Raw genomic sequence first — 13,642 nt, 5'->3', positions numbered from 1 at the left:
CTGCCGGCAGCGGCCCGACTACGCGGACGTGAGCGGCAGCTTCAGCACCAGCAGCAGGGCGACCAACTGTACGGACACCGCGCCGAGCGCGCGCGGCCAGGCCAGTTCGTGCACGCGCATCGCAACTACCGTGAGCAGCCAGGCCGTCAGGGCGAACGACGCGACTCCGATAACCACCATGGCCTTGTTGTCGTCACTGGCGAACAGCGACACCGCAAGGCGCGGTGCGTCGGTGAACCACGCCATCACCGCGACCAGCGTGATGAACGGCCCCGCGTGGCCGTTGCCGCCCAGCATCTGGGCCAGCATGTGGGACACCCAGCCCAGCACGACCATGAAGCCGGGGACCACGACGGCGACGATGAGCATGGCCGGGACGCTCGTCGAGAGCGTGCTCGTGACGACCTCGTCGCGTGCCTTGTCGTTGGCGACCATCGCGAGCACGCCGCAGATCGCCGACAGGATCAGCGCGGGCCACCAGAACGCCTGGTCCCGCGCGCGCTCCAGGGTCGAGAACGGGCGCGTGAGGAGGCCGCCGAACAGCTCCTGCCAGGTCAGCGGGCGGGGCGGCGGCGGGGGCGCGTACGGCGCGTAGGGGGCGTACCCCGCGGCCGCGTTCGGGTCGTACGGCTGCCCGCCGCGGTACGTCGTGCTCCGCCGCGGCGTCGGCGCCTGCACGGCCGGGGCCACCTGCGTGTAGCCGTCGGGGGTCTCGCCGTAGACGTAGATGCTCGTCTCGTCGGGCAGCGAAAGCGGCCCGCCCGGGTACGCCGACTGCTGCTGTGCGGACGGCTGGTGCTGCGCAGGCTGCTGCGCTTGCCCGCCGTACTGCTGTTGCCCGCCGTACTGCTGCTGCTGGCCGTGTTGCTCGGGTCGGCCGTACTGCTCGGGTTGGCCGTACTGCGGCCCGTAGGGGTAGCGGTCGTTGCCGGTCACACCCCTGACGGTACCGGGTGTGCGCCGGGTGGTGTTGTCGTAGGACTGCCGTAATTTCGCAGGATGGATTGGTAGATCTGGAGACTTGGCCGAACGCCGCGCCCAGAACGCCCGAGACACCCAAGACGTCCAAGACACCCAAGACGTCCGAGGCACCCACAACGTCCGAGGCACCCACAACGCCCGAGACACCCACAACGCCCGAGACACCCAAGACGCCGAAGCGCCGGGGACCACCACGGTCCTCCGGCGCTCCGGACTACGAGCAACCCCGCCGACTACGCCGACGGCTGCTCCGAAGGCTGCCCGCCGGCAGTCTCGTTCGAAGCCCCACCGGCCGACTCCGCCGGACCGCCCACCAGCTCCGGTACCTTCACCGACTGCAACAGCAGTTGCGAGACGTCGACGACCTGCGTCGACTCCTTCGCCTGACCGCTCTGCTTCTTCCCGGTGACCGAGTCGGACAGCATGACCAGGCAGAACGGGCACGCGGTCGACACGATGTCCGGGTTGAGGGACAGCGCCTCGTCGACGCGCTCGTTGTTGATGCGCTTGCCGATGCGCTCTTCCATCCACATGCGCGCACCGCCCGCGCCGCAGCAGAAGCCGCGCTCCTTGTGGCGGTGCATCTCCTCGTTCCGCAGCCCCGGCACCTTCGCGATGATCTCGCGCGGCGGCGTGTAGATCTTGTTGTGCCGACCGAGGTAGCAGGGGTCGTGGTACGTGATCAGGCCCTCGACCGGGCCGACCGGCACCAGGCGCCCCTCGTCCACCAGGTGCTGGAGCAACTGCGTGTGGTGGACGACCTCGAACGCGCCGCCGAGCTGCGGGTACTCGTTCGCGATCGTGTTGAAGCAGTGCGGGCAGGTGGTGACGATGCGCTTCTTGGACGCCGGCAGCTTCGTCGACTCGTCCTCGTCGTCTTCGCCGAACGCCATGTTGAGGGTCGCGACGTTCTGCGCGCCGAGCATCTGGAACAGGAACTCGTTGCCCAGGCGGCGGGCGGAGTCACCGGTGCAGGACTCCTCCTTGCCGAGGATCGCGTACTTGACGCCCGCGATGTGCAGCAGCTCGGCGAAGGCCTTGGTGGTCTTCTTGGCCCGGTCCTCCAGCGCGCCCGCGCAGCCGACCCAGTACAGGTACTCGACCTCGGCCGGGTCGATGTCCTCGCCCATGATCGGCACCTCGATGCCGGTCGCCTTCTTGAGCTCCTTGACCCAGTCCAGGCGCGCCTTGGGAGCCAGGCCCCACGGGTTGCCCTTGTTCTCCAGGCCCTTGAGCATCGTGGCGGCCTCGGACGGGAACGCCGACTCGATCAGCACCTGGTAGCGGCGCATGTCGACGATGTGGTCGACGTGCTCGATGTCGACCGGGCACTGCTCGACGCATGCGCCGCAGGTGGTGCACGACCACAGCACGTCGGGGTCGATGATGCCACCGTCCTCGGCGGTGCCGATCAGCGGACGCTCCGCCTCTGCGAGCGCGGCCGCCGGGACCTTGGCCAGTTGCTCGGACGTGCCCTTCTCGTCGCCGCCCATGTCCTTTCCGCCGCCCGCGAGCAGGTACGGCGCCTTCGCGAACGCGTGCTCGCGCAGCGACATGATGAGCAGCTTGGGGGACAGCGGCTTGCCGGTGTTCCAGGCCGGGCACTGCGACTGGCAGCGGCCGCACTCGGTGCAGGTCGCGAAGTCCAGCAGGCCCTTCCACGAGAAGTGCTCGACCTGGCCGACGCCGAAGATGTCGTCGTCCTTGGGGTCCTCGAAGTCGATCGGCTGCCCGTTCGAGGTCATCGGCATGAGCGCGCCGAGCGCCACGCCGCCGTCCGGGTCGCGCTTGAAGTAGATGTTGAAGAACGCCGTGAAGCGGTGCCAAGCGACACCCATGTTCGGGGTGACGCCGATGGTGGTGGCCCAGGCCATCGAGATGACGATCTTGATCATCGCGACGATGTAGACCAGGTTCTCCAGGCTGTCGACCGACAGTCCCTCGAACGCTTTCACCAGCGGGTACGAGAACGGGTAGTGCGCGTTCCACGACGTCTCGTCGTTGAGTGCGCCCTCCAGGCCGCGCAGCGTCATGATGCACAGGCCGACCCCGAGCACGACGCCTTCGACGAAGTACGCCTGCCAGAAGGTCGAGCCCGAGAACCGCGACTTGCGGCCGGCCAGGCGCGGGTGGTTGAGCTGGCGGATGACGATCAGGACGAGGATGGCCAGGACCGTCATCAGGCCCATGAACTCCTCGAAGAAGTTCCAGACCACCCAGTGGCCGATGAGCGGCAGGTAGAACTCGGCGTCGAAGAGCTGTCCGTACGCCGTGACCAGGGTCAGGATCAGCGCGCCGAAGCCGACCATGACGAACCAGTGCGCGGCACCGACGATGCCCCACTTGAGCATCCGGGTGTGACCCAGGATCTCCGTGAGCATGGTGGTGAGGCGCTTGCCGACGGGTCCCGAGCGTCCGAGAACCGGTTGGCCGAGCTTGACGTACTGATAGATGTACGCGGCGGCTCGCCCGAGCAGGGCGAAGCCGACAACGCTGATGACCAGCGCTATGACGATGGCGGCGAGCTGCATCGCGGTTCTGCTCCTCCGGTGGGACGTCCCTTCCGGGGCGTGTATCGGCCGTCAGCGTACGGCCGTGCATAGATCTTACCGACTAGTAACTTATCGGCTGAACGGATGATCTCCATCACTGTCATATGACGACCCGTCAGTTCTCCTGACTGTCATGCTGCCATGCCGCGTCGGACGTCCTTGCGCGGGATCCCGGCAGGTGCTGGTCCATCGCGGATATCGGGGCCCGCCTACCATCCGCACCATGTCCGACCGACCCACTCCTCCTCCGCCGCCCTTCCCGCCCCCGCAACCGGACCGCCCGCCCGGCCCGCCGCCGCAGTTCCAGCCCGGGTACCCGCAACCACCCGCCGCATACCCGGGCTCCCAGCCCGGGCAGGGCCCCCAGGATCCGGCCCGGTACCCCGGACAGGACCCGGCCCGGTACCCCGGCCAGGACACCGCTCAGTACCCCGGCCAGATCACCGCCCAGTACCCGGGCCAGTACCCCGCCCAGTTCGCCCCCGGGTACGCCCCGGGCTACGCCCCCGGCCAACCTCCCGCCCCGCCCGGAGGCGGCCGCAACAAGGTGGTCGCGCTGGTCGCGGGCGGTGTCGCGCTCGCGCTCGTGGCCGGACTGGGCGCGTGGTTCGCGTTCGCCGGCTCCGACGACAAGGACGACAAGGCCTCACCCGCGGGCGGTGCCTCGTCCGCCGGTACCGGCGGCCCGCAGTCGTCCGGCGGCCAGCCGTCCAAAGGCACGCCCACCGAGGTCGATCTCACCCGCCTGTGGACCCTGCCCGCCGCGACGTCGGACACGTCGCTGCGTGGCGGTTGGGTCGGCACCGACAAGATGTACGTCCTGCGCAAGGACGGCATCACCGCCCACGACCTGGCGAGCGGCAAGGAGACCGGGAAGGTCGACATGCCGCCCGGCTTCGAGGAGGTGTGCAGCGTCATGGACACCCCGGTCGAGGGCGTCGGGCTCTTCGGCTGGGACTCCCCCGACGGCGGGTGCGTCAACGCCAGCGCGGTGGACCTCGCCACCGGCACGGTCCTGTGGACGGAAAAGGACGTGGTGGACGGGCTGTCCTTCGAGGTGGCGCTCGGCGCGTACGGCAACACCGCCGTCGTCGCCGCGGAGGAGAACGTCAAGGGCCTGGACCTGCGCTCCGGCGCCGAACGCTGGACGTTCAAGACCACCGAGCTGCTCAAGGCCGGGGACGGCGACTGGAGTGTCGCGGACCTGGCCGTGGGCCCCGACCAGGTGGCGCTCACCGTGCAGACCTCCGCGCCCGGCGCCGCCAAGTACATAGGCGGCGCCGTGCTGCTCGACCCCGCCGAGGGCTCGCTGCGCGGCTTCATGCAACTGGCCGACGGCCCCGACAGTTGGCCGAGCCTGCTGTCGGCCTCGCCGATGGTGGTGCTCGACGAGTACGCCGGTCCCGGGAAGGACGAGAAGCTCGCCAAGATCTTCGTCTTCGACGGCGCCGCCAAGCCCGTCGCGGAGATCCCGGTCGGCCCGGACGGCGTCGTCCTCGACGAGCGCAGCTTCGACTTCATCGACCCGAACCAGAAGCTCAGCGGCGTCGAGGTGCACGGCAAGGTGCTGTACGCACAGATCGGCACCAAGGACGACGTCGGCACCGTCGGGGCGTACGACCTGACCACCGGCAAGCGGCTCTGGGCGGTGTCCGTGGGCGTCGAGGGGGCGGTGCGCCCGATCTCGGCCGACGAGCAGGGCTTCACCGCACTGGTCGGCGACGAATACTCGGGCGAGGAGGCCAAGGTGCTCCGCTTCGCCGCGGCCGACGGCGCCCGGACGACGCAGCACATCCTGCGCGCCGGGTCCGGATCAGGGTCCGGATCAGGGTCCGGATCCGGGTCCGGGTCCACGTCCGGCTCCGGAGCCCCGACCGGGTCCGGCTCCGGGTCCGACCCCGACGAGGTCACCGTCGACCCCGAGGGCATGGCCGTCGTCCTGCCGGACAACCGCGTGCTCCAGTTCATGACCGGCGACGCCGAGCGGCCGGTCGAGATGTACGCCGCGCGCTGACCGACGAGGGCCGCACAACCGGCCCCGCGGATCCGCCGCGCGAGACGCATCACCGACGAGCCGCGCGAGTCGACGCGCCGAGCCGCCCGGGGCCCACGTCCCGGGCGGCTCCGTGTTCCCGCCCAGGTTTCGCACGAAGAGCGCACGGGTTGACGGGTCTTGACCTGGTTCGTCTCCGTGCATGCACCTGTTACAGGCAGTAAAGTTGAGCCCGGAATACTCAAGCGGTTTGACGCCGTTGTAACGGTCGTTCATCCTTGAGCGCGTATCGCTCAACCCTTCCCCGAGCAGTCCCCTGGAGGCCCCAACATGGCACGTGCGGTCGGAATCGACCTCGGTACGACGAACTCTGTCGTCAGCGTTCTCGAAGGCGGCGAGTCGTCCGTCATCACCAACGCGGAGGGATCCCGGACCACACCGTCCGTGGTGGCCTTTGCGAAGAACGGTGAGGTGCTCGTCGGCGAGGTCGCCAAGCGGCAGGCGGTCACGAACGTCGACCGGACCATCCGGTCGGTCAAGCGTCACATGGGCACGGACTGGTCCGTGGCCATCGACGACAAGAAGTACACCCCGCAGGAGATCAGCGCCCGCATCCTCCAGAAGCTGAAGCGCGACGCCGAGGCGTACCTGGGCGAGAAGGTCACCGACGCGGTGATCACCGTCCCGGCGTACTTCAACGACGCCGAGCGCCAGGCCACCAAGGAGGCCGGCGAGATCGCCGGACTGAACGTCCTGCGCATCGTCAACGAGCCGACCGCCGCCGCGCTGGCGTACGGCCTCGACAAGGGCGACGAGCAGACCATCCTCGTCTTCGACCTCGGCGGCGGCACCTTCGACGTGTCGCTCCTGGAGATCGGCGACGGCGTGGTCGAGGTCAAGGCGACCAACGGCGACAACCACCTCGGCGGCGACGACTGGGACCAGCGCGTCGTCGACCACCTGGTCCGGCAGTTCCAGAACGCACACGGCGTCGACCTGTCCAAGGACAAGATGGCGCTCCAGCGCCTGCGCGAGGCGGCGGAGAAGGCCAAGATCGAGCTCTCCAGCTCGACCGAGACCACCATCAACCTGCCGTACATCACCGCCTCGGCCGAAGGTCCGCTGCACCTCGACGAGAAGCTGACCCGCGCGCAGTTCCAGCAGCTCACGCAGGACCTGCTGGACCGCGTCAAGGTGCCGTTCCACAACGTCATCAAGGACGCCGGGATCCAGCTCTCCGAGATCCACCACGTCGTCCTGGTCGGCGGCTCGACCCGTATGCCCGCGGTGGCCGAGGTCGTGCGCGAGCTGACCGGCGGCCGCGAGCCCAACAAGGGCGTCAACCCGGACGAGGTCGTGGCGATCGGTGCCGCGCTCCAGGCCGGTGTCCTCAAGGGCGAGGTCAAGGACGTCCTGCTGCTCGACGTCACCCCGCTGTCCCTGGGCATCGAGACCAAGGGCGGCATCATGACGAAGCTCATCGAGCGCAACACCACGATCCCGACCAAGCGCTCGGAGATCTTCACGACGGCCGACGACAACCAGCCGTCCGTGCAGATCCAGGTGTTCCAGGGCGAGCGCGAGATCGCCGCGTACAACAAGAAGCTCGGCATGTTCGAGCTGACCGGCCTGCCGCCGGCGCCGCGCGGCGTGCCACAGATCGAGGTCACCTTCGACATCGACGCCAACGGCATCGTCCACGTGTCCGCCAAGGACCTCGGGACGGGCAAGGAGCAGTCGATGACCATCACCGGCGGCTCGGGCCTGCCCAAGGACGACATCTCCCGCATGATGCGCGAGGCCGAGGAGCACGCGGAGGAGGACAAGAAGCGCCGCGAGGACGCCGAGACGCGCAACCAGGCGGAGCAGCTCGTCTACACCACCGAGAAGTTCCTCGGCGACAACGGCGACAAGGTCCCCGGTGACGTCAAGACCGAGGTCGAGGCGACCCTGGTCGAGCTGAAGGACGCGCTCAAGGGCGAGGACATCGCCAAGATCCGGGACGCCGCCGAGAAGGTCGCCACCACGAGCCAGAAGCTCGGCTCGGCGATGTACGCGGGCGCGCAGCCGGGCGACGCGGCCGGTGCCGCGGGTGCGGCGGGCGGTTCGGCGGGTAACAACGCCGGTGCGGCCGACGATGATGTCGTCGACGCGGAAATCGTCGACGAGGACAAGCGTGAGGGTGGTGCTGCGTGACGGAGGGGACGCACGGCTTCCCCGAGGAGCCGGTGATCCGCGACAAGCGACGGATCGATCCCCAGACCGGTGAGGTCCGATCCACCGCGGCCGAGGAAGGGGCCGCCCGCGAGGGCGGCTCCGCCCCCGCCGACAGCACGTCGTCCGGCGGATCCTCGGCGGAGCTCGACGAGGCCCGCAACGCGCTCGCCGAGCGCACGCTCGACCTCCAGCGGCTCCAGGCGGAGTACGCCAACTACCGCAAGCGCGTCGACCGCGACCGCCAGGCGGTGGGCGAGGTGGCCCTGGTCAAGGTGCTCACCGAGCTGCTGCCGGTGCTCGACGACATCGGCCGCGCCCGCGACCACGGCGAACTGTCCGGCGGCTTCAAGTCGGTGGCCGAGTCGCTGGAGTCGATCGTCGCCAAGATGGGGCTCCAGAGCTTCGGCAAGAAGGGCGAGCCGTTCGACCCGGTCGTGCACGAGGCGCTGCTGCACAGCTATGCCCCGGACGTGACCGAGCCGACCTGTGTGGAAATCCTCCAGCCCGGCTACCAGTTCCGCGAGCGGGTCATCCGTCCCGCGCGCGTGGCGGTGGCCGAGCCGGCGGAGGCGACCGAGGCCCCGGCCTCGGAAGCGGACAGCAACTGAGCACGGGCACGGCCGCACGGGGCAGACTGACCAGACCGGAGGGAGGCGGGACGCCGTGAGTACCAAGGACTACCTCGAAAAGGACTTCTACAAGGTCCTCGGCGTCCCGAAGGACGCCGGGACCGCGGAGATCAAGAAGGCGTACCGCAAGCTCGCCCGCGAATACCACCCCGACGCCAACAAGGGGGACGCGAAAGCGGAGGAGCGGTTCAAGGAGATCTCCGAGGCCTACGACGTACTCGCCGACGAGAAGCGGCGCAAGGAGTACGACGAGGCGCGGACCCTGTTCGGCAACGGAGGCTTCCGTGCGCCGGGCGGGGCCGGTGCCGGCGGCTTCCCCTTCGACCTGGGCGACCTGTTCGGCCAGGCCGGCGGACCCGGCCAGCCGCCGGGCGGGGCGGGCGGCATCGGCGACCTGTTCGGCGGCCTCTTCGGCCGCGCCGGTGCGCGGCAGGCCCCGCCGCGCCGCGGCCAGGACGTCGAGTCCGAGGTCACCCTGAACTTCTCCGACGCGGTGGACGGCGCCACCGTGCCGATCAGGCTGACCAGTTCGGAGCCGTGCCACCACTGCAACGGCACGGGTGCGGCGGCCGGCACGATGCCGCGCGCGTGTCCCACGTGCAGCGGCACCGGGCAGACCAGCCGCAACCAGGGCGGGTTCGCCTTCTCCGAGCCGTGCCGCGACTGCAAGGGCCGCGGGCTGATCGTCGACGACCCGTGCATCGTGTGCCACGGGTCCGGGCGCGCCCGCAGCGCGCGCACCATGCAGGTGCGTGTGCCCGCGGGGGTGCAGGACGGCCAGCGCATACGTCTGAAGGGGAAGGGCGCCCCCGGCGAACGGGGAGGCCCGGCCGGGGACTTGTACGTCGTCGTGCACGTCCGCCCGCACCCCGTGTTCGGTCGCAAGGGCGACAACCTGACGGTCACCGCACCGGTGACCTTCCCCGAGGCGGTGCTCGGGGCCGAGATCACCGTGCCCACCCTGGGCGGTACCCCGGTGACGCTGAAACTCCCGGCCGGTACGAAGAACGGCGCGACCTTGCGCGTGCGGGGGCGCGGCGCGGCACGCAAGGACGGCTCGCGCGGCGACCTGCTGGTCACCGTCGAGGTCACCGTCCCGAAGGACCTGGATCCGAAGGCGCTGGAGGCGCTGGAGGCCTACCGGGCAGCGACCGCGTCCGTCGACCCGCGCGCCAAACTGATGGAAGCGGCGAAGGGAGCGTGACATGCGAGCGGACGGAGGTCTCCCCGGAGGCCTGCCAGGCGGGTTCCCCGGCGGCCCCTCCGGAGGCCGGTCACCCGGGCGCCGCTACGAACTGACCGACGTCACACCCGTGTACGTCATCTCGGTGGCGGCCCAGCTCTCCGGCCTGCACCCGCAGACCCTGCGCCAGTACGACCGCCTCGGCCTGGTCTCGCCGGACCGCACGGCCGGGCGCGGGCGGCGCTATTCGGCGCGCGACATCATGCAGTTGCGCGAGGTGCAGCGGCTCTCCCAGGAGGAGGGCATCAACCTCGCGGGTATCAAGCGCATTCTCGAACTGGAGAACCACGTCGAGGCGTTGCGCATGCGCGTCGCCGAACTGGAGGCCGCCGCGGCCGAGGCGGGCGCCGTCCAGGCGCAGCGCGAGGCCGCGGTGCACGCGTCGTACCGCCGGGACCTGGTGCGCGTCCAGCCGCAGGGCACCGCCCTTGTGGTGTGGCGGCCGAAGCGCGGCCGCCAGGACTGACCTCCGGCGGCGCCGTCCGGACAGGAACATGCCTGGGCCCCGTACCCGTTCGGGTGCGGGGCCCACGCATGTCGCGACCGTGCTACTCGCGCGATGTCGCGATGGCCCGGGCGGCATTGCGCACATCCGGGGCCGGGTGCGCGCGCAACTCGCGGACCAGACCGCGCCATTCGGCGGCCCAGCCGGTCAGCGGGCCGGTCTCGGCCACCAGCGCCAGGGCGAGCAGCCCGGCGGCCGCGGTGCGGTCCGCAGCCAACGCGGCTGCCGGGGCCAGGAGTTCGTCCGGGGTCACGGGCGCGGTGTAGTCGGAGACCCGGGCGCGCAGACGGCGACCGGCCCGAAAGGCCAGCAGCGGGCTGTCGGCGCACCGATCCGCGACCGCGCGCAGACCAGTGGTCACGAGGTCCGCATCGCCGTGCAACGGCACTGCCTCGGCAAGCAGTTGCACTCCTTCGTACGGAAACCCGCGCCGGTCGGCGAGGTGCTCCGCGAACCGCCGCACCTCGGCCGCGGCGGCGTCGGGCTGTTGCCTCGCCCACGCGCGCGAGAGCTTCACGAGGTGGCGCAGGCGCTGCGTCGCGGGCCGGTCCCGTCCGGCCGCGGCGTCCAGCGGCCCGTCCGCCTCCGCCAGTGCCGCGTCGGCCAGGACGTCGGCGGTGGCCAGGAATTCGTCGGCCCCCGAGCCGTCCCGGACGAGACCCTGGATCGCCTCGGCGGCGTCCTTCCACCCCTTGCGCACGCTCAGGTCGCGCACCGCGCCGTGCACCCGCTCGACCTCGCCCGGCGCCCACGGCGACCAGCGGGTGAAGGCCTGGTAGGCGGACCGCCGCACGGCGGCGTGCTCGTGCCCGCACCTGGTGACCACGAGCGCCGCGAACCGCGCCCGGTGCCCCTCGGCCAGGGCGAGCGGATGCACGGCGATCGGCACGGTGGCGACGTCGCGCGGACCGGTGACGGAGCGTTCGACGACCGCCCAGGCGCTCGGCCGGTCGAGGCGCGCGAGGAGGGCGACCAGGGCGGCACGCAAGACGTCGCGGTGCACGTTGTCGTGGGTGGCGGCGTCGGCGACCCGGTCGACGCCGTCCGGCACGCCGCGCTCGATGAGCAGTCGCACGGCCTCCTTGCGCACGGTCACCTTGGTGCCCGGCGCGGTCAGCAACGCGTCGAGCAGCGGGCCGAGTTGCGAAGGGGCGACGTACCGGCTGACCCGGCTCGCGGCGTACATCGCCACGTGCGCGTCGTCGCCGCCGACCCGGGCGAGCAGCACGGGCAGCGCCTCGGCGTGACCCTCCACGCGCGCGAGACCGCCGAGCGCGGCGTCGCGGACGAGGGTGTCGGGCGAGTCGAGATGGGGCAGCACGAGCGGCCGCCCGGCGCCGGGGACGTGCGCGAGGTCGGCGAGCCAGGCGGCGCGTTGGTCGGCCGGGAGGGCCGGGTGGGCGGCCTGCGCGGCGGCGAGTCGGGCGTACGCCTCGCGCTGGCGAGGCAGCAGGTGAGCGGTCTCGCGGCCGATGCGGGGCACCCACACGTCCGACGCCGGGGAGAACCGGCCTTGCGGCGCCGCGCCGGTCAGGAACCGGTCGATCAGGTCGGTGCGGCGGTGCAGCACGGCGTCGAGCACCGGCCGCAGCGTGATCGCGGACGGGTCGGCGTCGAGCACCTGCGCGGTGCGCGCGTCGCGGTGCGTCGGGTCGGCGAGCCAGAAGGTCGCCGCCGAGGAGACGGTACGCGCGTCGCCGTGCCGTACCGCCTCGCCCAACAGCTCCTGAAGCGGCGCGATCGGCCTGCCGTGCCGCCCGAGTTGGCGGGCGAGGGCGAGCGCGGGCTCGTAGTCGCGCCGGTCGGCGGCGGCGCGGACGATCGGCAGCAGGGCCTCGACAAGACGCGCCTCGATGCCGCGTACGCGCTGGTTCGGCACCCAGAACTCCCGGCTGCCGGCGGGCTGCGCCAAGGTGCCGATCGCCCAGTCCACCAACCGCCCGTCTTCGTCCGGCAGTTGGGCGGCCGACGCGCGCTGCGACTCCTGCCGCAGGAGGTCGGCGGCGAGCGACTGGAGGGTCGTGCGGGTCGCCCAGGACAGGTCGACGGCTTCAAAAGCGTGGTGTGTGAGCGTGTTCAGCGCCTCGGCGGCGTCGGCGGTGAAGAGCCACCGCGGCACGTCGTCGAGCGCGTCGACCACGGCGAAGCGCACGGGGTCCTGGTCCTTGCGCACCCGGTCCAGGTCGTCGGTGAGGGCGGCGGCGAAGCGCCGGGGGTCGCGGGTGCGGGCGGCGCACGCGATGAGCGCGCGGTAGCCGGAGGCGCGGTCGTACGCGTCGGGCCGTCCGCATTCGGCGAGGAGTTCGGCGCGGGCCTCGTCGTACGGCAGGTGCGCGAGCCACTGCTGCCGGGCCTCGGTGTCGTCCTCGCGCTCGGCCTCGGCGAGCATGCGGCGTGCTTCGGCGACGCGTCGTGTGCCCGGCAGGAGTTCGAGGACGTCTTCGGCCAACTCCCAGTAGGACATGTCGATGTCGGCGTGCACGGCGTCGAAGAACTCTTCGCGCGCGCTCGGCGGGAACGCCCGCAACAGCGCGGCGAACCGGGCCTCGTCGTCGCGCACCGCCCGCCCGAACGCGGTCAGGTTCGGCGGTGCGGCGGTAACGATGCGGTAGGCCACGCCCCGGGACAGGTTGGGCCGGGCGGCTCCGGCGCGGAGCAGCGCGTCGACGGTGCGCCGCGCATCCGCCCGGACGAGCAGGTGCAGCCGGGACGCCAGGCCCCACGGCCAGGAGCCGCGTTGCGTGTGGCGTTCCAGCAGGTCCAGCACCCGCAACGGCAGCGCCTCGGCGCAGGCTCCGACGGCCCCGCCGTGGCGCTGCCACCATGCCGTGCGCAACGACGCCGGCAGGCCGGACAATTCGCGGTCGGCGGCGTCGAGGACGAGGCCCGGCGTGCGGCGGGCGAGGGCGTACGACAGCGCGGGCGTCGGCGGCAGGCCCGGCAGGGTCGCGGCGACGGCGGCGGGGGAGCAGGCGGGCAGCAGCGCCGCGGCCTCGGTGGGGCCGTAGCGGGCGGCGACTTCACCCACGAGCCGGTCGGCGAGTGCGGTACGCCTGCCGCGCCGGATCGCGCGGTACAGCTCCGCGCGCAGGATGTGCGGTGCATCGTCGAGGAGTTCGGCCAGCGTGTCGTCCGGGACCTGGCTCTTGGCGGCGGCGCGCATCGCCCAGCGCGCGAGGTCCGGTTCGGGGGCACGCAGCGCGGCGGCCAGGAACGCGGTGTCACCCACCGCGACGGCCATCGAGAGGGCGGTCTCGCGTCCGTCGCGGCCCATGGCCCACAATTCGGTCAGCACGCCGGTGAGTTCGCCGGTTTCGGCGAGGTGCCGTGCGGTGTCGCGGGCGAGGCCGCACCGTGCGGCGTACGGCAGGTCGTCCAGTGCTTCGAGGAGTTGCCTGACGTGGTCGGCCGGGGGCTGCGCGGTGGTGGGTGCCATCGGCCCAGTATCGGCAGCGCGGTGGGCGGTGGCGCGGGGTTTTTCCCTCAGTCACCGTTCGGCCGCGTGCGCGGCGGCCTCCTCGC

General features: G+C 71.5%; 8 protein-coding genes. 5 read left to right on the top strand and 3 right to left on the bottom strand.

Annotated elements, in window-relative coordinates:
- Nucleotides 1-18: 18 nt before the first annotated feature.
- Nucleotides 19-936 (bottom strand): Yip1 family protein, encoded by a 918-nt coding sequence (locus ACRX5S_RS06755; RefSeq protein ID WP_436771851.1) that lies wholly within the window; start codon nt 934-936, stop codon nt 19-21.
- Nucleotides 937-1,214: 278 nt separating this feature from the next.
- Nucleotides 1,215-3,512 (bottom strand): (Fe-S)-binding protein, encoded by a 2,298-nt coding sequence (locus tag ACRX5S_RS06750; RefSeq protein WP_436771850.1) that lies wholly within the window; start codon nt 3,510-3,512, stop codon nt 1,215-1,217.
- A gap of 244 nt (nt 3,513-3,756) precedes the next feature.
- On the opposite strand from ACRX5S_RS06750, the gene ACRX5S_RS06745 reads away from it, so the two are divergent.
- From ACRX5S_RS06745 to ACRX5S_RS06725, 5 genes are all read left to right on the top strand, one after another.
- A complete protein-coding gene (locus tag ACRX5S_RS06745; RefSeq protein ID WP_436771849.1) occupies nt 3,757-5,547 on the top strand; it encodes an outer membrane protein assembly factor BamB family protein in 1,791 nt (596 codons plus the stop codon).
- A 309-nt stretch (nt 5,548-5,856) separates the two neighbouring features.
- The gene (dnaK, locus tag ACRX5S_RS06740) at nt 5,857-7,722 is read left to right on the top strand and encodes a molecular chaperone DnaK (RefSeq protein WP_436771848.1); all 1,866 of its coding nucleotides are present in this window, start codon (nt 5,857-5,859) and stop codon (nt 7,720-7,722) included.
- Nucleotides 7,719-8,351: a nucleotide exchange factor GrpE gene (grpE, locus tag ACRX5S_RS06735; RefSeq protein ID WP_436771847.1), complete on the top strand. Its 633-nt coding sequence runs from the start codon at nt 7,719-7,721 to the stop codon at nt 8,349-8,351. Before dnaK ends, grpE begins: the two co-directional genes overlap by 4 nt.
- A 55-nt stretch (nt 8,352-8,406) precedes the next feature.
- Nucleotides 8,407-9,576 carry a molecular chaperone DnaJ gene (gene dnaJ, locus ACRX5S_RS06730; RefSeq protein WP_436771846.1) on the top strand — a complete coding sequence of 390 codons (1,170 nt, stop codon included), beginning with the start codon at nt 8,407-8,409 and terminating at the stop codon, nt 9,574-9,576.
- 1 nt (nt 9,577) lies between these two features.
- Nucleotides 9,578-10,081, top strand: coding sequence for a heat shock protein transcriptional repressor HspR (locus ACRX5S_RS06725; RefSeq protein ID WP_436771845.1), 504 nt, complete (start codon nt 9,578-9,580; stop codon nt 10,079-10,081).
- An 82-nt stretch (nt 10,082-10,163) separates the two neighbouring features.
- Here the strand turns inward: ACRX5S_RS06725 and ACRX5S_RS06720 are convergent, their stop codons facing one another.
- The gene (locus ACRX5S_RS06720) at nt 10,164-13,556 is read right to left on the bottom strand and encodes a hypothetical protein (protein ID WP_436771844.1); all 3,393 of its coding nucleotides are present in this window, start codon (nt 13,554-13,556) and stop codon (nt 10,164-10,166) included.
- Between the last annotated feature and the right edge of the window lie 86 nt (nt 13,557-13,642).

This window comes from Yinghuangia sp. YIM S09857, assembly GCF_051388915.1.
Lineage (GTDB): Bacteria > Actinomycetota > Actinomycetes > Streptomycetales > Streptomycetaceae > Yinghuangia.
Note: the sequence above shows the minus strand (reverse complement) of the source record. Positions and strands in the feature narration are given on the sequence as shown.